The sequence below is a fragment of the Pelorhabdus rhamnosifermentans genome, from assembly GCF_018835585.1.
Lineage (GTDB): Bacteria > Bacillota > Negativicutes > UMGS1260 > UMGS1260 > Pelorhabdus > Pelorhabdus rhamnosifermentans.
Genome location: NZ_JAHGVE010000032.1, coordinates 1 through 21496 on the forward strand (window position 1 = coordinate 1; position 21496 = coordinate 21496).

A 21496-nucleotide genomic window follows, 5' to 3' on the forward strand; every position below is an offset into this window, starting at 1 on the left:
ATGAATCCTTTACTGCTAATCGCCGTGATATGCGGGGGAGCAAGTGGCGTGTTTACTTTCAATGTATTAGGAGCAGGACTCGTGGCAACGCCTTCTCCGGGAAGTATTATTGCCGTATTAGCGATGACCCCCAAGGGTGGATATGCAGCCGTTCTGTCTGGAATACTCGTATCAACAGCGGTTTCATTTCTCATTGCTGCCGTGTTTGTAAAACAAGCTAGTACCAAACAGGATGATTCCAAGCTGGAAGAATCTAGGATAAAAGTTAAGAATCTTAAGGGAACTCAGGTTAAAAGGGCAGTTACGAAAGTCATTTTTGCCTGTGATGCAGGGATGGGATCGAGTGCAATGGGAGCCACTATGTTGCGCAATAAATTTCAGAAGGCCGGACTCAATATCGAAGTAGTAAATTGTGCAATCGACGCGATTCCCGCCGATGCACAGATTGTTATTACCCATGAAAAACTGGCTGCTCGTGCTAAAGCTAAATCACCTCATGCCGAGCATATATTGGTCCCGGATTTTATTGAAAATCATGTTTTTGAACTGTTAAGCGAACGACTGACTGCGATCAAGACATCCGTTATTGAGGAAGTAAGTGCTGATGTGGCAGATAATGTCGTTCTCAGAAAAAGCAATATCCTCTTGGGTCTGGAAAGTATGGAACGGGATGAAGCCATTAGAATGGCGGGGCGTTTACTGTATCAAGGTGGATATGTAAATGAAGAGTATATTGAAGCCATGATTGAGAGAGAAAACGATCTTACGACCTATATTGGCAAAGGAATTGCTATTCCGCATGGAGTTGGGAAAGCGAAAGATAATATTAGAAATTCAGGAATGGTGGTTTTGCAATTTCCAGAGGGGGTTTCCTTTGGTGAGGGAAAGGCCTATCTGGTAATTGGGATAGCAGGCGTAGGAAATGAGCATCTAAGCATTCTTTCAAATATTGCCACAGCAGTCAATGCGGAAGACGATAGTATGGTAGAAGTGTTAAGAACTACGACAGATAGCGAATATTTATATCAGCTTTTTTATAGTCAAAATTAGCATGAAAATTTCAAATCTCTGGGGGATAAATAATGATCATTACCGTTACGTTAAATCCGGCAGTTGATAAAACGGTGGAAATCAATGATGTTCATATCAATAGGGTCAATAGAGTATCATCTGTAAGATTAGATGCGGGTGGTAAAGGTATCAATGTTTCTAAAATCATACTGAGCTTAGGGGGTAAGAGCAGAGCTATAGGATTTCTTGGTGGAAAAGCCGGGGCGTTTATCAAAGAATATTTAGACGAAATGGGTATTGCAAATGAGTTTGTTTTCATTGAGGGAGAATCAAGAACGAATCTCAAGATTGTGGATCCTTTACAGCAGACAAATACCGATATAAATGAAAGTGGACCCGAAATTACGGAGGCAGATATCAAGCAGATTGATAACTATCTTTCACAATCCGTCAGTGAAAAATCAGTTATGATATTCTCGGGCAGTGTTCCTCCTAATATGGAAAATGACATCTATCAAAAATGGATTTATGGCGCTAAAAAAAAGGGCGCAAGAACTTTATTGGATGCAGACGGAGAACTTTTACGGTTAGGAATTGAGGCTGGGCCATATTTGATAAAACCCAACATTCATGAACTGGAAAGATTACTTGATAGAAAGATCGTAAGCGTTGAAGAAGCGGTCGAGCATTCTCGAACGCTTATGGAGAAGTATGGGATAGAAATAGTGGTTGTTTCCCTGGGAGAGAAAGGGGCCTTGTTTTTAAATAAGGAGGTCGCCCTATTGGCAGAGGGGATTACAGTAGCTGTAAAGAGCACTGTAGGAGCAGGGGATTCTATGGTGGCCGCGCTTGCTTATGCCATAGATGAGGGATACGCTTTTGAAAAAGCTGCTACATTAGCGGTTGCTGCTGGTACAGCCAATGTGATGACTTGCGGTACAGAGCCTAGCTCTCTTAAGGTAATTGAAAAATTAGAAAAAGAAGTAAAATGGAAATATTTATAATATGAGTAGAGGGGATTATAATATGAAAACAAGAGCCGTTCGATTATATGGAAAAAAGGATTTGCGTTTAGACGAGTTTGAATTACCTCAAATCGAAGAAGATGAGATACTCGTTCAAGTAATTTCAGACAGTATATGTATGTCAAGTTATAAAGCAGCCCTATTAGCAACCGATCACAAAAGGGTTCCTGCGGACATAGCTGAGAACCCGATTATTATCGGACATGAAATGGCAGGAAATATCATTGAGGTTGGTTCTAAGTGGAAAGATCAGTTTAAAGCGGGAGAAAAATTTTCCATGCAACCAGCACTGAATTATAAAGGCAGTATGGATTCGCCTGGTTATTCCTATCGGTATTGTGGTGGGGCAGCAACCTATGTTATTATGCCCCAGGAAGTAATGGAATTAGGATGCTTGTTAAAATATGAAGGGGAATCTTATTACGAGGCTTCTTTAGCGGAACCCTTGTCTTGTATTATTGGAGCTTTTCATGCTAATTATCATACCATGATGGGAAGCTACGAGCATAGGATGGGAATTGCGGAAGGGGGGAAACTCGCTATCCTTGCCGGTGTAGGTCCGATGGGACTGGGTGCCATTGATTATGCAATGCATTGTGATCGAAGACCAAAAATGATTGTAGTGACGGATGTAGATGAAAAAAGATTAGCGAGAGCCGAGAGTATATTTTCTATTACAGAAGCGAAGGAAAACGGAATAGAGCTTATCTTTGCAAATACGAAAGGGTTGGAAGATCCATCTGAATATTTGAGAAATTTAACAGGCGGCACAGGTTTTGATGATGTATATGTATTTACTCCGGTAAAGCCTTTAGTTAAGCAGGGGGACAAAATATTGGGAAGAGATGGATGTCTGAACTTTTTCGCAGGACCAACAGATGTTAATTTTTCCGGTGAGTGCAATTTTTATAATGTTCATTATAATTCAACTCATATTATTGGGACCACTGGCGGTAATACGGATGACATGATTGAATCTTTGCGGATGACAGAAAAGAAGTTGATTAATCCATCTGTTATGGTAACTCATATTGGAGGACTAGATAGTGCTGCAGAAGCTACTTTAAGGTTACCGGAGGAACCGGCAGGGAAAAAGCTAATTTATACGGGCATAGATATGGAATTAACGGCAATTGCCGACTTTGAGGAAAAAGGTAAAGAAAATCCGCATTTCGCAAGACTTGCAGAAATAACCAGCGAAAATAACGGTTTATGGTGTACGGAGGCTGAGAAATATTTATTGGAAAATTGGAGATAATGTGTAAATGATCAAGCAATGTCTTATCAAATTTAGTCATTGTCATTGGAATTATTCCCACTTAGCCAGATGCGTCGTTATACTGAAATGGAGGAACGCAGGATGGAAGTGGATGTAAAGAGCTACAACTAAAAAACATTAGGGAAATATTAGAAAAATACTAGAAAAGCACTTAAGTATTATGATAAGTTCTACGATATAGTAAATAGTAGGGAAAAAAGACCTATTAATAAATCAAAATGTGACACAAGCTGTCAGTACAATGAATATGTAAAAATACCTAAACAAGGACGATCCACAGGGCCAAATCTTTTGCAGGATGCAAAGGGGGTTTGGAACGCTGGGTTATCTTTTTTTTTGCACAAGGAGGAATGGTCATACTCTATTAGAAAATCAAAATGTGACACAAGCTGTAAGCGAATGAATATATAAAGATATCTAAACAGGGACGATTCATGGGCCAAACTAAATTTTGCAGGATGCAAAAGGGTTTGGAGCATTGAGTTGTCCCTTTTTTTGTTCAAGGAGGAATGATTATGTTAGTATTAGGCAGAAAACCAGGCGAATTTGTGATGATTGGTGAGGACATTATGGTCAAGGTCGTTAGAAGTGCGGATGGGGATTTGAGATTGGCTATCAATGCCCCGAAAAGCATAAATATTACTCGTGGCGAAATCTATGAAACGCAAAACAAATACAGCAACTTAACCTGAATATATGAAAACTACATAAATCGTAAGGAAGATTACAATTGCAGTGAAAGTGGATTTACTATTCTTCCTGTCTATGAGTAACGAAAACTTTGAAGAATAAATGATGAAAAATAAAAAAAACACTTAAGTAAAATGATAAGTTCTACGATATAATAAATAATAGAGAAAAACTTTCTATTAGAAAATTAACATGTGACACAAGCTGTAAGCATAATGAATGTGTAAATTATCTAAACAAGGACGATCCGATGGACCAAACAGTCTTTTGCAGGATGCAAAGGAGTTTGGAACACTGGGTTGTCTTTTTTTTGTTCAAGGAGGAGTAACGCAAAACAAATATAGCGACTTAATCTGAATATATGAAAACCATACAAATCTCAAGGACGATTACATTTGTTGATACCAGTAGGACACTGATACAAAACAACAAGTGTAATCGTCCTTTTAATTTAGGAAACAATTCTTTCTAGGCAAGTATTTCTAATCTGGTAATAAGCCGAGTGGCCATGAGGCTTGTTATAAAAAGGTGAAAATGGAAGTTCACTAAAAAAAACACGGAGGTTTTATTATGATTATTAACCACAATCTTGCTTCATTAAACACTTTGAATTCCTTAAGTAAAAATGAGAAAGCCACCCAATCATCTTTGGCGAAATTATCTTCAGGTCTACGTATTAATAGTGCAGCCGATGATTCGGCAGGTTTGGCGATTTCAGAAAAAATGCGTGGACAGATTCGCGGCTTAGACCAGGCGAAAAGCAATTCCCAGAATGGTATTTCTTTGGTACAAACTGCAGAAGGGGCTCTCAATGAAACAACCAGTATTCTGCAGCGTATGCGGGAACTGGCGGTTCAGTCATCCAGTGATACTTCTACCAACAGTGACCGCGCGGCGTGCGAAAAGGAAGTTAAACAGTTAAAAAGTGAAATTGACCGGATTTCCACTACTACCCAGTTTAATACCAAAAATCTGCTTGACGGCAGTCTGTCAGCAGGCAGTAGCGTTGCTCTCGGTACAAAATTAGACTCCGTTGAGATGAAAACCGCGGCTACGCAGGGGACTTCAGTGGGCGGAAGTTCGGTAACTCTTCCTGTTACTCTTGCCGGTTCCAATAACCAGCTAAAACTAAATGTTGACGGTGGCGGCAGCCAGGAAATTACCATTGCGGCGGGTACCTATACCTCTGCGTCTGATTTGGCGTCTGCGGTAAACACTGCCATCGGCAATAACACTGCGTTAGCCGGTAAAGTGACTGCAGAAGTAGCTTCTAATGGAGAATTGTCCTTTGTTTCCGCCAGCACTGGCAAAAACAGTACAGTAGCTGTTATGGCAGGTACAAACGATGCAACAGCAACTTTAGGCATGACAACTAAAACTGAAGCTGTCGGCATTGACGCCAAGACAACGGTGTCAGGTGGTGATCACGGCACTGCAACCGGTACTGTGGATATTTCAGGCGGAGCGAATATTGCTACTGGCGTTAATGATCAACTTACCATCACATTGGATGGAGCTAGCAGCGGTACTCAAGTTACAATTGCGCAGAAGAACTATACTAGTGCAAATGATCTTGTCGGTGCCGTGAACGACGCTATTAATGCTTCTACTTTAAAAGGCAAAGTTACTGCTGAGGTAGATAGTACTGGTAAAAATCTTGTATTTAAATCGGCTGCAACTGGTACAGCTAGCAAGGTGAGTGTTACGGATGGTACAAACAGTGCCTTTACAACTCTAATAAGTGCTACTGCTACTCATGGCGCCACTGAAACAGGCACCACTGCTCTTGGCGCTTCGACAGCTATAACTAGTGCTAACAATACACTTAATATCGCAGTAGATGGCGGCGCGGGTGTTAATGTTACGATTGCAAATAGCACAGGATATTCACAAACGGATCTTGTGAAAGCTATAAACACCGCTATTGATGGTTCTACTTTAAAAGGAAAAGTCACTGCTTCCTTAGATAGAACTAATCATGTTGTGTTTACATCAGCTGCAACCGGTAAAAACAGCAATCTCGATATTACAGGTACTGCTGCGACTGCTGTGTTCGGTGGTACTCCACCAACGAAGGCTGACGGGGCAGCAATGGTTCACGGCACTTCCACCGGTGGCACTAATCTCGTAGCTTCGGCGCCAAACATAGCTACTGGTACTAATGATACAATTACTGTCTCGGTGGATGGCGGTGCCGGCGTTGATATTACACTTGCGAATGGCACAAATACAGGAGCTTCAGTTTTATCACAGGTACAAAGTGCTATTAGTGGTGGTAGTTTAAACGGTAAAGTCACTGCTGCCTTAGATAGTAATAATCAGCTGGTGTTTACAACAGTTGGTAGTGCTCGTAATGTGGCTGTTACAGGTAATGCTGTGACTGGTGCGAACGGGATCGGTGCTCAAACGGCAGTTACCGGGTCATTGGCAACGAGTGGTACTTTCACCGGTAGCGCTACTCCTACCAGTGCGACAGCTGGTGATAAACTGACTATCGGAGTAGATGGCGGCACTGCTAAAACTATTACGCTTGGGGCTGACGCAAATATTGCAGCAGTTATATCAGATATAACTGCTAAAATTGCTGCTGATTCAGATTTAGCCGGAAAAGTCACTGTTGCCAATGATGGTAGTGGTCATCTTAAGTTTACATCAACCTCAAACGGCGCTTCCAGTAGTGTATCTGTTAAGGGTACTGGTGCGTCTGCTCTGGTCGGTGGTCCCACACAGGGTGACGCGGTAGCAGCGAGCGGTACTTCTACCGGCAGCGTTGTTCTTGGCGGTTCGACAACTATAACTGCGGGTACTGACGATAAGGTTAATATTGCAGTAGACGGCGCTGCAGGTGTTGATGTTACTGTTGCGGCTGGCACATATACACAAGATCAACTTAAGGAGGCTGTGAATACTGCAATTAATGCTAATTCTGCTTTGAAAGGAAAAGTTACTGCTTCCTTAGATGGTGATAATCGACTTGTATTTACATCAGCTACGACCGGTTCTAAAAGCAGTGTGGTTGTAACGGCTACTACTGGTAATGCAGGGTTTACTAAGATGATTGCTGCTACAGGCACTAACAATACTGCAAATGAAGTTGCAGGGCAAGGGGCCAAAACAAATGGTGGTACCGGATCGACAGATACTTTGGTATCTTTGGCAGATGCCGATGGTAATAGTTACGGTGTAAAAGCTGGCAACCAGATTAATGTCAGCGTCTTAGTAGGCGGACAACAAAAAACCGCAACCCTTGCTGTTACCTCTACAACTACTCTGCAGGATCTTGCTGATAAGATTCAATCCGCTATTGGCGGTTCCTCTAGCGTAGCTATTAAAGATAATAAGATTCAGATTACCGGACAGGCTGGTATCGCGAATGCCGTTTCCGATCTTACTATGACGGTGCAGAATTCGGCTACCGATGCTACTAAGATAGCTGCTAATTTCGGCAGCGATTTAAGCGCTTACTCGGAAACCCAGGCAGCTACCGATATTCAGAGCGATGGTTCCTTGACCTTCCAAATCGGAGCTAATCAAAATCAGACTATGAATGTTGCCATTAACAAAATGAACGTTCAGTCCCTGGCTTTGTCTTCCGTGGATGTAAGTACTCAGGCAGGTGCTGAGTCAGCCATCACGATAATTGACAATGCAACTCAAGCGGTATCGGCTGAACGTGCCAAACTGGGTGCTTATGAAAACCGTTTGGATCACACTATCAATAATTTGACTACGACTTCAGAAAACATGACCTCCGCCGAATCTCGTATTCGTGACGTGGATATGGCTGCTGAAATGGCCAATTACCAGAAAAACACTGTTCTGCAACAGGCAGCTCAGGCTATGTTGGCTCAGGCTAACCAACAACCATCACAGGTTCTTTCACTGCTTAAATAATAGCAGTATAGCTGGATAATCAATACAGGTAAATAGAGTCAGGGTCTTTGTATTTTGACTCTATTTGCAGTATTGACAGATGAAAGTTAATCTGTCTAGATAAATTTTCAGGGACGATAACATTTGTTGAAATCCGGCAGGACGCTGGGATAAAGGAGGAATTGCAATGTCTACAGCTCCAGTGAGTGGCAGCTCAGATTGGTGGAAAACACCAACAGATACCGACCCAAAAAAAGATACGAAAGGAACGAATAATCTCAGTGACTTCAACACTTTCATGAAAATCTTGGCTTCCGAACTTCAAAATCAAGATCCTACTAACCCGGTAAGCAATACGGAATATGTAGCGCAGCTGGCTCAGGTGGAATCTTTGTCCCAACTGCAAGGCATGAAAAATATGCTAACGACGAACAGTGCTTATAATTTGATTGGTACATCAGTAACCTACCAGACGACAGATTCCGCTACCGGAGCTGCAACTACTGATACCGGTACTGCAAAAGCGGTGGTAGTGAAAAATGATGAACCTTATCTTGTGGTGAATGGCGGACTGGTTAAGGTCAGTGACGTAATCATAGTGGCTCCTGCTGCCAGCAAATGATTTGAAAATTTTTTATCAGCTGGACTCCGATGGGAGAGGCTGAATGCTATTTCAGATCGATCGATGAAATAGAATCTGGGAGGAAATCAATATGTCATCAGCTATGGATTCCGGTGTATCCGGTTTGAAAGCGCAGCAAACCAAATTGAATATCATTGGCAATAATATTGCCAATATCAGTACGCCCGGCTATAAAAGCCAGCGGGCGACTTTTAGCGATATTTTCAGCCAGACGATACGTGCAGCCACCGGCCCAAGTGCATCATCTGGCCGGGGCGGTACCAATCCCATGCAGATTGGTCTTGGCGTTAATGTGAGTTCAATCAATACCGATATGTCAACGGGTTCGACTCAGTCAACAGGCAATAACAGAGACGCGTCGATTGGCGGGGATGGTTTTTTCATTGTCAAGGACGGAAACGGTAGTGAATATAAATTTACCCGCGCGGGTAATTTCGGTGTGGACAAAGAAGGCAATTTGACAGTCAATGGGATGAAAGTATGCGGCTGGCAGCAATATACCACGGATGCCAATGGGAAAATCACCTATAATACTCAGACAGCCGTTCAACCGATTAATGTGTTTGCCGACGGCGTGAACGGCAATAAGAAGATTATTCCGCCCAAGGCCAGCACTATCGGGGTTCTTTCCGGCAATCTGGATCCGACCAAGACTGCCCGTGGAACTTCGATGCACAATATCGGTGTTGTTCCAAGCACGCCGGATTCATTGACTACCATGACGGTTTATGATGCACAGGGCAATAGTTATGATGTACAGGTGAAAATGAGTAAATGCTGTACCGATGCCAGCACCGGCGGGGCAGCAACAGGAAGCGTGGTACTGGCGAACGGTGGATATACGGTTACTAAGGACACCGGTGATCAGTTTAAACTTGCGGTGGATGGAGGAGCGGCAACCGAGATTACCATTCCTCCCGGTACTTATGCTTCGCCCAGTGCGTTTGTAGCTGCCGTGAATACGGCAATTAGCAGTGTACCGGATTTAGCCGGCAAAGTGACGGCTAAGTTGACCTCAGACGGCAAACTTTCTTTTGTATCTGCTTCGACAGGTGGTTCCAGCGCGATCGTTGTAACGGACGGGACGAATACCGGTGCTATGGCAGCCTATGTAGGAACAGCTACGGCCACTGTCGGTGTTACTCATACCGGAAATACCTCCTGGTTTTGGCAGGCGGCGTCCTCTTCTAAGGATATGACGGTGGGTGCCCCTTCTTTCGGGTATCTTGAGTTTGACAGCAATGGCAAACTGCTTACGACTGATGCAGCAAACTTTAACGCAATGCCTAACATTACGCTCAGGCCAACGGGTTCGGGTCCGATTACTGTAAAAATGGATATGTCGGGAATTTCCACCTACATGAACAGCGGTGAAACTAAGGTGACTGGCGGAACCGACGGATACGCGGCCGGTGATCTGGACGATTTTAGTATTGGCAGTGACGGAACGATTATTGGTTCTTATAATAATGGTCAAAAGCAGTCGCTAGGCATGATTGCTCTGGCCCAATTTACTAATTCGGCCGGGTTGGAAAAAGTGGGCGATAATTTATATACGACGACCACCAATTCCGGAAACTTTACTGGTGGTGTGGCAGCCGGTTCAGGGGGGACAGGAAGTCTAAGTGCCGGTACACTGGAAGGTTCCAATGTTGATTTGGCCGAGCAGTTTAGTGACATGATGATCACTTCGCGGGCTTATCAGGCCAACAGCAAAATTATTACCACCCAGGATACAATGCAGGAAACGCTTATTAATATGGTACGTTAATCATTAAAATAAGGAGTTTGGCTATGGGATCAACCTTTAACATATATAACATTGCGACGACGGGTATGTATGTCAATCAGGCCAGTTTATCGGTAGTGAGCAACAATCTTTCCAATATTACGACGCCTGGCTATTCCCGTCAGCAGATCGCGAGCGCGGAAAAAATTATTGGCGGGACGCCCTATGGCTGTGGTGCCGGTGTGAATGAGATTTGTCGGGCAAGAGACAGTTTTCTTGATCAGACTTACCGGCAGGTGAACGGAAAAACATCGTATTACAATAGGAAGTATGCACTGCTGGAAGACGGACAAAAATTACTGAACGAATATGGCAATTACGACAACTCCACTAGTTCGAGCAAAGGGTTGCAGCAAACGATAAAAAATTTCTTTGATAGCTGGGATCAATTGAGTAATGATGCCGGCAGTCAAAGTACGCGCAGTACAATCGTGGGATATGCCACCGCGCTGGTGAATACGTTTAATCAAATCAACACCCAGTTGACGGAAATGCAGCAGGATGCCGGCAACCGGGTAAACGATAGTGTGGACAGCCTGAATAATGGGGCCCAAGACCTGGTTGCGCTTAACAAAGAGATTATGCTGGCGGAAAATAATGGCGGTGAAAATGGTAATTTGCGTGATCAGCGCGATGCTCTGTTAGACAAGATGTCTTCCCTGGCCAATATTAGTGTTGCTGAACAGCCGAATGGCGCTTTAAATGTCAGTATTGGCGGTGTAACATTGGTACAGGGGGACATGACGCATACCCTGACAGTGGTGGAAACAGGCACGACACTACAGGTAAAGTGGGCGGAATTGGATATGGATGCCGGTATTTCCAGTGGCACAATCAGGGCTGATTTGGAAGAAGCCGATCAGAGCGCAGCCAAATTCCTTACAGGCGAAGCGACTTATAACTTTGTGCCACAAAGCAGCAGTACGCTCACCGATTTGCGGCAGGGACTGAACAATTTGATGACCACCATAGCCAATAAGGTTAATTCCCTGTTGCAGTCAGGCAAGGATCTTTACGGCAATTCCGGTGAGGCGCTGTTTGTTAAAATAAACAGCAACGCATCCTTGGGACTGGGCAATATCCAGCTAAATCCAGCGGTTGCGAGCGATATGAACAAAATAGCTGCTGGCACAAGCGGTGCAAAAAGTGATTATACGGTAGCTGCTAAAATCACCGGATTGCAGAATGAAAAGATGTTTAGTTCTGATGGCTTGTCCATGACGGGAACCGATTTTTATCAGTCCCTGCTTTCCTGGATTAGTACGATGGGCAATACGGCGGGCAGCAATTACGATACACAGGGTACTCTGCGGGTGCAGGTCGGAACCCAACGGGATTCCATATCCTCCGTTTCCCAGGATGAAGAAATGTCTAAAATGATTATCTATCAAACTGCCTATAACGCCAGTGCCCGGGTATTGAGCACTGCGGATACTTTGATTAGTGATTTGATTAAACAACTGGGGAGATAGAGAGTTTATAACAGGCGTTTGGGGGAATTAACATGAATGCAACTTTTACCGGCATTAACATAGCCAGCCGGGGTATTTATACAAGTCAGGCGGCTATGTCAGTGGTTACAAATAATACCGGCAATGCCAACACCAAAGGTTATTGTCGGCAGATAGTGAATCAAGAAGCGATTGGAGCAGCGGCTGTTTATGGCGGACGCTCCATACTTGGCAACGGCACGGAGGTGACCTCTGTAAGTCAACTCAGGGATTGCCGCCTGGACGGGCGATACTGGCAGGAAAATACCCGCTTAGGTGATTGGAATACGAAGGCCAATGCCCTGACAGAGCTGGAAGCAGTGCTGAATACTGCGACTTCCAGCAGTGGTTTCAATAAAATTTTCGAAAACTTTTACTCTGCCTTGGAAGATTTAGACAAAAACCCTGGCGACAATCCAAACAGGAATTCGCTCAAGGAGAAGGGACAGGGGATCTGCCAGTATTTAAATGAAAGTTCACAGAAGCTAAGTGAAATCAGGCAAGATAAGAATTGCGCCGTCAAGATGGCAGTGGATCAAATTAATTCTTTTGCTCAGCAGATTGCCGATTTGAACGGCAGAATCAGCCAGGCCTTGGCAAGCGGTGCGAATGCCAATGAACTCAAAGACCAGCGGGGCGTTTTGGTTGACAAATTATCCAAACTGACAGATATAAGCGTAACGGAAACAACCGTCAATCAGTCGTCGGATGAAACGGAAAATAAAAAACTTGCCATTCGGATCAATGGTATTACGCTTGTTGACGGCAGTGACGCCAAAAGGCTGGAAATTACGCAAGACGGCACAACCGATGGAATGTACAGTGTTAGCTGGGAGGAAACAGGCGAAGCATTTACGGCTACCGGTGGACAGCTAAAAGCGGAACTTGATTTGCGGGATGGCGACGGAACGAATTCGGCTTATAAAGGGGTGCCTTATTATATTAATCAATTGAACAAGTTTGCCCAAACTTTTGCCAAGGCTTTCAATGAGGGCATTCTGGCCGGGGAGACTCCTGCTGCGAAATCATACGCCGGTCATGCCGGCGGCTATTTGGCTGACGGCGTTACAAGCGGCATTCGCTTTTTCTCCTATAATAATGCCTCGTCGGCTGATCTGAAGACACAGATTGCTGCTGACGGTGTGAATGCGGTATATCAAAAAATTACGGCGGCCAACATATCCTTGTCAAAGGATATTGAGGATGATGTCAAAAATATTGCGACAGCGTCCAGCTCCGGCGGCAAGGATAATGCTGAAAATATGGATAAGTTGATTAAACTGGTGAAAGACAGCAATATGTTTAACAAAGGAACACCGGAGGATTTTTATAGTTCGATTATTTCCACATTGGGGACGGACAGCTCAACGGCACAGTGCTCATCTACCAATGCCACCAGTCTGGTAAAAACGATCAATGACCGCAGGCTTTCGGTGTCCGGGGTGGAGCCCAATGAAGAAACAGCCAGTATGACCCTATATCAGGCGGCATATCGAGCCAATTCCAAGATGGTGAGTATCTGGAGCGAGATTTATGCCAAAACGATTGATATGGTGAATATCTAATCGCAAAAAGTAAGTAAGGAGGGATTGTTGTGAGAGTAACAAGCAATATGATGATGTCAAACAGTCTCTATAATATTAGCAATAATATGCAACGCCTGGATAAGGCGCAGCAGCAGGAGTCTACCCAGTCCAAAATCCAATTGCCTTCCGATGATCCTGAAGTAGCTACCCAGGCGGTTAAGTACCGAAACTATGTGTCTACCGTAGGGCAGTATCAGAAAAATGTCGACGATGCCACTTCCTGGATGAAGGTCACCGAAGGCGCTTTAAGCGATTTGCACGATGTGGTACAGAAGATTCGTGACTTAACGGTGACTGCTTCTACTGGCAGTATGAATGATTCGAACCTAAATGATATTAAGCAGGAAGTAGCACAGCTGAAGAAGACGGGTATTCAGATTCTGAATACCTCTTATGCTGGACGGTATGTTTTCGCTGGTTACGAGACAGATACAGAGCCGTACACGGAAAAATCGCTTACGGTTGGCTCGGATACGGTGGCTAGAGTGACCTTTAAGGGGAAAATAGTGGATTTAAACGGGCCGGTATCCACCGATGTAAATTCTACGATTTATGCTGATGCTTATGCGGCTAATTCCGGTAATGTATACCAGAACAATGGAGTCAAACAGGCTATGAATTATAATATTGGTTTTGGTAATCAGATTACAGTTAATGTGGAAGGCCAGGATGTAGTCGGTACAGATTCGGGCAACAATTTATTTGCTACTTTGGATAAATTGTTCATTGGTTTGGATGGTAAAAAAAGCTATCAATCCATTTCCAGCGGTACGGCAACAGGTTCTGTCACTCTTTCCTCCGGCGGATGTACCGTTACGGCAGGTATCAATGACAAGCTTGCACTTGCTGTGGATGGAGGTGCGTCAAAGGAGCTTACCATTCCGCCCGGAGCTTATGCATCGTCGGCGGCTTTTGTTGCTGCAGTTAATAAAGGAATTAGCTCGACCTCATTAAGCGGAAAGGTTAGTGCTTCCCTTAACAGCAGCAATCAGCTTGTATTTACGTCAGCTTCGACCAGTACTTCCAGTGCAGTTGTCGTATCTGACGGAACGCCAGGCGGCGCTTTGACTGCCTATGTCGGGACAGCCACGACAGCTGCCGGAGGGACTGCCAAACCGACTGCCTTTACCCTTACCAGCATTCTCGGCGATTTGGATACCGATCTTGACCGGATTTCGTCTGTGACTTCAAGCTTAGGAGCAAGGGAGAATACGGCCTCTATTGCCACCAACCGGCTGGGGGATGACAATACCGTTTATACAAAATTAATGGCGACCAACGAATCGGTTGATGCAGCCGAAGTAATTACCAAAGTAGCTGCAGCTAAGGTGGTTTACGAAAGTTCTCTGGCTGCTGCCGCTAAAGCCACCAGCAAAAGCTTGTTGGATTATATCAGTTAGCAGAGAATATAGCAGAATAGACAAAGGAGGGAGAAAACATGTCGTCTAGTTCTTCAACCAGTCCAACTACGGTTAATGGTGTCACGCGATTCAGTGGTTTATCTTCTGGTGTGGATGTGGATTCTTTGGTTCAGAAACTTATAAGTGCGGATTCCGGAACACTGAATAAGTTGAAACAAACGAATCAAATTGATAAATGGAAACAGGAACAGTACCGGACAATAATTAGCGACATTACAGCTTTTTCCGATAAATACTTGAATTTGGCGTCGTCGGACAGTATATTGAGGCAAAGTAGTTTTCAGCAATTTAAGGTTACCAGTGATAACAGCGCCGTTTCGGCTATAGCGAACGGCGATGCAGTCAAAGGGACTCACACTCTGTCCGTTAGCCAGTTGGCTACTGCTGCTACGCAGGCAAGCAACAGCGGCGTTACTAAAGATGTGTCAGGTTCTGGCATGCCGGATTATGATTCTCTCAAGGGAAAAAGCTTTACTATTAAGGTGGATGGAACTGTCCGGACGGTAACCTTTGATTCTGCCTATGATTCTTCTGCACAAACTGGCGTGCAGTATGTGCAGGCCGCCATGAATAAGGCTATCGGCACAGCCAACGACAGCAGCGGCACGACCATTAATAAAATTACGGTTAGTGAAGACAGCGGTTGTTTGAAATTTGTCCCTACCGCTAATAGCGGTGTCGGTAGTATTACCGTCAATAACGCTTCTGCCAAAGGAGCTTTCAGCGCGCTCGGTTTTAATGCCGGTTCAAATCTGTCAAATCGGCTGAGTATGTCGGATACCCTGGCGACGGTTGCCGGGAAGCTGAAGTCGCCCTTTGCTTTTGATTCCTCATCAGGGGAAATAGAATTTACAATCAATGGTAAGAAGTTCTCTTTCGATAAAAGCGAAGCTCTCGGCGACATGATCGATACAATTAATAGAGATACAGATGCTAATGTGACGATGAAATATGATCAAAACTTCGATCAATTGGTGATAACCGCCAATAGTACCGGCGCCGGTAAGACACTTAGCATAGCGGATACTAGCGGTACCTTTGTGTCAAGAGTGCTGACTATCCCGACTGAAGGTAAGGACGCGCAGGTGGTATTGGATAGGCAAAGACTGACCCGCAGTTCCAATTCATTTACCCAGGACGGGGTCACCTATACTGCAAACAAGGTAACATCGGATGCTGCTTCGGTTAATATCGCACAGGATGTGGATGGTATCTATACTAAAATTAGTAATTTTATTACTGGTTATAACACGCTTATTAAGGAAGTAAATGATAAAATATCGGAAAGTTATGACAAGAATTATCTACCACTTACCGATGACCAACAAAAAGCTATGTCAGAAACGGAAAGAACCAATTGGGATAAAAAAGCCCAGACTGGCTTACTGGAACGGGACTCAGTATTAGATAGTATGGTTTATAATATGAGAAGTGCGCTGATGTCTTCCGTTTCCGGACAGTCGGAGAGCTTGATTAAACTTGGAATTACTACCGGTAAATATACGGAAAAGGGAAAACTCTATATTGATGAAGATAAGTTAAGAAAGGCGATAAGTAATGATCCTCAAGGTGTAATGAACTTTTTTATTCAGCAATCAACAACTTATCCGGGAACCATTACCGTACGGACGCTTAACAGCAGCGAAAGAAATACCAGGACACGTGAAGAGGGCTTGGCCTATAAGCTATATGATATTTTACAGGATAATATCGGAACGGTGCGTGATTCAAATGGCACCAAGGGGCTGCTGATTGAAAAGGCGGGGACGACGGGCGATGCTTCAGAAACAACGAATGGTCTGACAAAAGAAATGAATACCTTAGCCGATAAAATTACGGCAGAGCAAAAACGTATCAATAATGAAGAAAACCGTTATTACACCCAGTTTACCAATATGGAAACTGCTTTGGAAAAATTATCATCTCAGTCGTCTTTTCTTTCTTCATTTGCCAGCTCTTGAGTAAGGTAGGTGTATGATGATACAAGCAGGAACAAAGTCGTATGAACGGTTGAAAAAGAAACTGGATATTCTTCAAAAAATCAGTACGAATACTAAAATTCAAATCCGGTTCATTCATCAGCGAAAAATGAAGGGATTATTACGGCTTTTGCAGGAACGGGCTCAATATTTGCAAGCATTAGAGGTGTTCAATAAAGAGGTTGATAATACTGTAAGCAACGGAACAACTAATGAAGTGGAGAAGCTAGTCTTGCTGATTAACACAAAGCAACAAGAGATTATAAAGGATAATAATGAAGCGGTAGAAGCTGCCAAGGCTGAGCGGGATAATATTGTTGCTGATCTGCATCGGGTCAATTCTGAAAAAAATTTGCGTAAATCATATGATGACCAGTGGATAAGTTTTACTGGAAACCGGTTGAATCAAAAGAGTTAAGTCTGCTAAAGCAGGATGATATGAAAAAATACTAAGCCGTTTATAACGTTAAGTTTTAAACGGCTTAGTGTTTTTTTGTGTGTTCTTATTTTTATATTTTTTTTACCCAGTGCTGAATAAAAGGATATTCATAAAGCTGACCGTCCGCTGCTTTAATTGCGGCGATGATGGAAGTAATGAGCAGTAGCAGCCAAAGGATGCCGATAACGGGGAGTAGTAACAGACCAATTACTACAACACATAATATTCCGCTCACTATCGTAGCAGCTAAAATAGCTAAATGGGCAATTAAGGCTTGTTTTGCATGTTCATGTACAAAAGAGTCCTCATTTTTGATCAGAAAAATGACTAGCGGCGCAATAATGAATCCTAATCCTCCTAAGAGATAAGCAAGATGAGCTAAAATTGCCAGCATTTTTTGTTCTCCCGTAACATTCATATGCAACGCCTCCTTTATTTTAATCTGCTGCAACGCGATGAAACTGTTTTGTTCATTGTAAAGCGGTTTATCACTTATTTGCAATAGTAAATTTTAGGAATATAGAGTGCTAACACAAGTTTGAGCATGAATATTTAAGTAACATTTATATTAGATTGTACGTGGCTTTTTTTGTAGATAAAACCGAAAGGCAAGTGCTGTACAGTCGGTCATGCACCATAATAAGAAGGCCACATAACCACCGTACACGCCGTAGCCTAATTTTACAGCAAACAGATAGGCTAGCGGCAGGAATATTAGATAACTGGATACTAAGCCTTCATAAACGATAAAACGAGTATCTTTACAGCTTCGGAAAAAAGTTATCCTTTTGCCTCAACATCTTGCGGATTATCCGCCAATTCTTGATTTTTATTGATTACGAATCCTATATAGCTGATTAGGAAAATGCCCATAATGATAGCAGAGCACCAATAAATCGAAGCATAGCCGAGTTTTTCCGCGAGCATTCCTAAGGCAATGGAACCTATGCCGTTGCCAACGTCCACCATATTATAAAAGGTTGCGCTGGCCGCACTTCGTCTAGATGCTGGTACAAGATTAAACATCCAGGTTTGTATTGCAGGAAAAATTGTTCCATAACCAAATCCGTACAATGCAGACGCTGTTAGGAAAGAGGTCATGCTACTACTTTGTGCTAGAACGATAAAACCCAGTAAAAATAATATTGTTCCAGGTAAGATAACCCAGGCCGGGCCTTTTCTATCAAATATTTTTCCCGTTACTAGCCGTGATAAAAAGATACATAGGGTGCATACCAGGAAAAAATAGCCTGCGTTCGCAATATGAACTTCCTTGGCTAATAAAGCGATGAAATTTAAAACTCCACCGATACAAACACCGAAGAGTATCGTAAGAAATGCTTGAAATGGAAGCTGTTTATCAATTAGCTTCTCCATAAGAGAAGATTTTTCCAGAGTCTGTGAATGGACTGTTCGATCATCAGGAATAGAACAAAGGCTCATGCTCAAAAGTCCAATAATCTGACTAACCGTTGCTACAATAAACAGATTGTTAAAAGAGAGGTTATCCACAATCCATACTCCAAGGCCGGGGGCGACGGCCATTGCAAGAGTGGTACCCAGGCCAAAGTAACCGATTCCTTCACCGCGACGCGATTTTGGGAGTATGTCGGATACAATCGTAGCATACAGAGTAGTGGCGATACCGAAACCGATACCGTGGACTACCCGCAAGGAGAGCAAACGAGGTACAGTAGTCGCTAAGGTATAACTTATGGCAGCAACAAAGCATAATATACATCCAATATATAAATAATACTTTTTACCCCATTTACTTATTCCATAATCCGTAAAGAAACGAATGAGTATTGCACAAAAAACAAAAATTGCCGATAATAGTCCAACATCTGTACTTGTTCCGCCTTGTTTTAGAACATAAATAGGAAGGGTTGGCAGCAAAATATGAAAACCGCTAAATAAGAAAGTATTAGAAATGGTAAATAAAATAAAATCCTTTGTCCATAATTTTTCGTTATTAATTGTCATTTTTCCATCCTTTTTGAGTAAAATTGAGATGCATTTAGTCATATATTTAACTTACTTATTTGTATTCGTCGGTCACCTCTTATTTCTAAAAATAATATACTGGTGAAATATTAACTAGTATATTATTTCTTTTACGTTGCTGTCAAGTAATTACAAAATGTCAGAAAAAACGCTATATTTAAGAATCTTGTTGTATTTTCGATCATTACATGGCGTGTTAGAATAAGATTAATGAAAATTAAGCGATACGGGTGATCAAAGATGATTATAAGTGCTAGTCGGCGAACAGATATTCCGGCCTTTTATTCGGAGTGGTTTGTAAATCGTTTAAAAGCAGGGTTTGTTTATGTGAAAAATCCCCTAAACTCCAAGCAAATTAGTAATATTCTCTTAACTCCAGATAAGGTAGATTGTATTGTTTTTTGGACTAAAAATGCCCAGCCCATGCTGCCAAGTTTAGACACAATCGATGGGATGGGCTATTCTTATTATTTTCAGTTCACCTTGACCCCTTATGATCGCAGCCTTGAAAGGAACTTAGGTGATAAACAGGAAATCTTACAAGGCTTTAAAAGATTGAGCAAGAGAATCGGAAAGCAGCGAGTTATCTGGCGTTATGATCCTATTATTATTAATGAACGCTTCTCTGTTAAATATCATTTACAGTCTTTTGACAAGTTGTGTTATGAGCTTTGTGGTTATACAACGAAATGTGTCTTTAGTTATGTCGATATCTATGCCAAAATAGGGAAACTAGCGAAAAAAATTATTGGTAATGAAGTCGGCATTGACAATATGAATAAAATTGCCCAAGGCTTTGCTGATATTGCTAAAGAAAACCAGATTATTTTAGAAACGTGTTCTGAAGAAATCGACCTTAGTCAATATGGCATTCATCATACAGCTTGCATTGATCAAAAGACCATTGAATCTATTACCGGATATGCCATTAATTCAAAAAAAGATAAAAATCAACGGCAAGCATGTGGATGTATCGAGAGCGTTGATATAGGGGCGTACAACAGCTGTTTTCATGGTTGTATATATTGCTATGCTACATTGAATGACACGATGGTTCAAAACAATCGTTGCTGCCATGATGTTCATTCCCCTTTGTTGATTGGTCAGCCTGGGATAAATGATAAAATAACGGACAGACTAGTCAAATCTCTTAAAAGTACACAGATTCCTTTGTTTTAAAGAAGAATATTCTAGTTTATTACCGCATTGCCGCTTATTTTTTTATGTCCTGTGCATTGGAAAAAATGGTTTCGAAGGTTAGAAATAGGTCACTTAGTTTTTCATCGGAAATTCCTTGTAAAATTTGTTTTCGATGCTGTCTAACAATTTTTTCCCACTTAGGATAGAGGGCAAGGGCCTTTGAAGTTAAAGAAACCATTTTTGCACGTTTGTCGGAACCTTCTTCGCGTTTAATGAGTCCTTTTTTTTCTAATGCAACTAAACTTTTAGATATGGCGGAAGGCTCGATATTTAAATGTTCAGCGAGTATAATTTGCGATACAACGCCTTTTTCCCTTATGCTTGCAATGACTGTCCATTCAGAACTATGAAGTTCATATTGTCCTAATAGGCGATTTAATTCTTTGGTAATAATACGGGTGGTTTGGTAGAGTTGACGAACCAAGGCATCTGTTTTTTCCATGTAAGCTCCTAATTATTCAGGAAAGTCCATTGTTAACTGAGATTTCTAGTGTCTTTCCTAATATTTTTTGCACAAATACATCATAACGATATAGGCTTAAAAAAGCAAACAATCACCGCCCGTAGCAGGAGAAATGCCATCAATAATTAGTCGTTGTCGCGGATGATTAATGTTGGACATAGTGCATAGTGAAGTACATAATTGCTGACACTGCCGATTAAGAGTTTGGCAACATCACTCATACCGCGACGTCCCATAATGATTAATGAATAATTGTTTTCCTTACTGATTTCCGTAATTTTTATGCCGGGGTGGCCATATTCGATGCGACTTGTTACTCGACCATCAAAATCCTGAAAAATTTCTAATGCTTCTGCTAAAACTTGATTTCCTCTGTCATCCAAACTTTTGATTACGGAATTTGGTAATTGATGATTATCTGACACAAGGTAAGCAGAATGCTGAATGATATGGATCAAGGTTACGGCACTGCTAAATTTTTCGGCTATTTTTCGAGCATATCTTGTTGCTGCTAATGCTTCCACTGAGCCATCGATAGGAACTAAAATTTTTCCAAACATGCTATCACTCCTCAATGTTTTTATAAAAATCTGCTTACTAT

17 protein-coding genes are annotated in these 21496 nt (G+C 42.4%); 13 read left to right on the plus strand and 4 right to left on the minus strand.

The window, feature by feature from the left end; all coding sequences use genetic code 11:
* The 12 genes from Ga0466249_RS22770 to Ga0466249_RS22825 all read left to right on the plus strand — a co-directional run.
* The coding region (locus Ga0466249_RS22770; RefSeq protein ID WP_215831797.1) for a PTS sugar transporter subunit IIA at positions 1-1050 on the plus strand (1050 nt) is incomplete at its 5' end.
* A gap of 32 nt (positions 1051-1082) precedes the next feature.
* The gene (pfkB, locus tag Ga0466249_RS22775; RefSeq protein WP_215831798.1) at positions 1083-2015 is read left to right on the plus strand and encodes a 1-phosphofructokinase; all 933 of its coding nucleotides are present in this window, start codon (positions 1083-1085) and stop codon (positions 2013-2015) included.
* A 22-nt stretch (positions 2016-2037) separates the two neighbouring features.
* Entirely contained in the window at positions 2038-3294 is a 1257-nt protein-coding gene (locus Ga0466249_RS22780; protein ID WP_215831799.1) for a zinc-binding dehydrogenase, read from the plus strand.
* A gap of 536 nt (positions 3295-3830) precedes the next feature.
* On the plus strand, positions 3831-4007 hold the full coding sequence (locus Ga0466249_RS22785; RefSeq protein ID WP_215831800.1) for a carbon storage regulator: 177 nt from the start codon (positions 3831-3833) through the stop codon (positions 4005-4007).
* A gap of 568 nt (positions 4008-4575) precedes the next feature.
* On the plus strand, positions 4576-7899 hold the full coding sequence (locus tag Ga0466249_RS27335) for a flagellin N-terminal helical domain-containing protein (protein WP_215831801.1): 3324 nt from the start codon (positions 4576-4578) through the stop codon (positions 7897-7899).
* A 166-nt stretch (positions 7900-8065) separates the two neighbouring features.
* The gene (locus Ga0466249_RS22795; protein WP_215831802.1) at positions 8066-8500 is read left to right on the plus strand and encodes a flagellar hook assembly protein FlgD; all 435 of its coding nucleotides are present in this window, start codon (positions 8066-8068) and stop codon (positions 8498-8500) included.
* A gap of 91 nt (positions 8501-8591) precedes the next feature.
* Complete coding sequence (locus Ga0466249_RS22800) at positions 8592-10292, plus strand: flagellar hook protein FlgE (RefSeq protein ID WP_215831803.1); 1701 nt, start codon at positions 8592-8594, stop codon at positions 10290-10292.
* 23 nt (positions 10293-10315) lie between these two features.
* Positions 10316-11782 (plus strand): flagellar hook-associated protein FlgK, encoded by a 1467-nt coding sequence (gene flgK / locus Ga0466249_RS22805; RefSeq protein ID WP_215831804.1) that lies wholly within the window; start codon positions 10316-10318, stop codon positions 11780-11782.
* A 32-nt stretch (positions 11783-11814) separates the two neighbouring features.
* Positions 11815-13365 (plus strand): flagellar hook-associated protein FlgK, encoded by a 1551-nt coding sequence (gene flgK / locus Ga0466249_RS22810; RefSeq protein ID WP_215831805.1) that lies wholly within the window; start codon positions 11815-11817, stop codon positions 13363-13365.
* Positions 13366-13394: 29 nt separating this feature from the next.
* Entirely contained in the window at positions 13395-14786 is a 1392-nt protein-coding gene (gene flgL / locus Ga0466249_RS22815) for a flagellar hook-associated protein FlgL (protein ID WP_215831806.1), read from the plus strand.
* Between the two features lie 38 nt (positions 14787-14824).
* The gene (gene fliD / locus Ga0466249_RS22820) at positions 14825-16768 is read left to right on the plus strand and encodes a flagellar filament capping protein FliD (protein WP_215831807.1); all 1944 of its coding nucleotides are present in this window, start codon (positions 14825-14827) and stop codon (positions 16766-16768) included.
* Between the two features lie 13 nt (positions 16769-16781).
* The gene (locus Ga0466249_RS22825) at positions 16782-17204 is read left to right on the plus strand and encodes a hypothetical protein (protein ID WP_215831808.1); all 423 of its coding nucleotides are present in this window, start codon (positions 16782-16784) and stop codon (positions 17202-17204) included.
* Between the two features lie 91 nt (positions 17205-17295).
* Here the strand turns inward: Ga0466249_RS22825 and Ga0466249_RS22830 are convergent, their stop codons facing one another.
* Together Ga0466249_RS22830 and Ga0466249_RS22835 are read right to left on the minus strand one after the other, a co-directional pair.
* Positions 17296-17643 carry a DUF4870 domain-containing protein gene (locus Ga0466249_RS22830; protein ID WP_215831809.1) on the minus strand — a complete coding sequence of 116 codons (348 nt, stop codon included), beginning with the start codon at positions 17641-17643 and terminating at the stop codon, positions 17296-17298.
* Positions 17644-18005: 362 nt separating this feature from the next.
* Positions 18006-19211, minus strand: a complete 1206-nt coding sequence (locus Ga0466249_RS22835; RefSeq protein ID WP_215831810.1) for an MFS transporter — start codon at positions 19209-19211, stop codon at positions 18006-18008.
* 261 nt (positions 19212-19472) lie between these two features.
* Between Ga0466249_RS22835 and Ga0466249_RS22840 the strand changes: the two genes are divergently transcribed.
* Entirely contained in the window at positions 19473-20411 is a 939-nt protein-coding gene (locus Ga0466249_RS22840) for a DUF1848 domain-containing protein (protein WP_215831811.1), read from the plus strand.
* A 34-nt stretch (positions 20412-20445) separates the two neighbouring features.
* Here the strand turns inward: Ga0466249_RS22840 and Ga0466249_RS22845 are convergent, their stop codons facing one another.
* Both Ga0466249_RS22845 and Ga0466249_RS22850 read right to left on the minus strand, forming a co-directional pair.
* Positions 20446-20874 (minus strand): MarR family winged helix-turn-helix transcriptional regulator, encoded by a 429-nt coding sequence (locus tag Ga0466249_RS22845; RefSeq protein ID WP_215831812.1) that lies wholly within the window; start codon positions 20872-20874, stop codon positions 20446-20448.
* Positions 20875-21020: 146 nt separating this feature from the next.
* The gene (locus Ga0466249_RS22850) at positions 21021-21455 is read right to left on the minus strand and encodes a universal stress protein (protein WP_215831813.1); all 435 of its coding nucleotides are present in this window, start codon (positions 21453-21455) and stop codon (positions 21021-21023) included.
* Between the last annotated feature and the right edge of the window lie 41 nt (positions 21456-21496).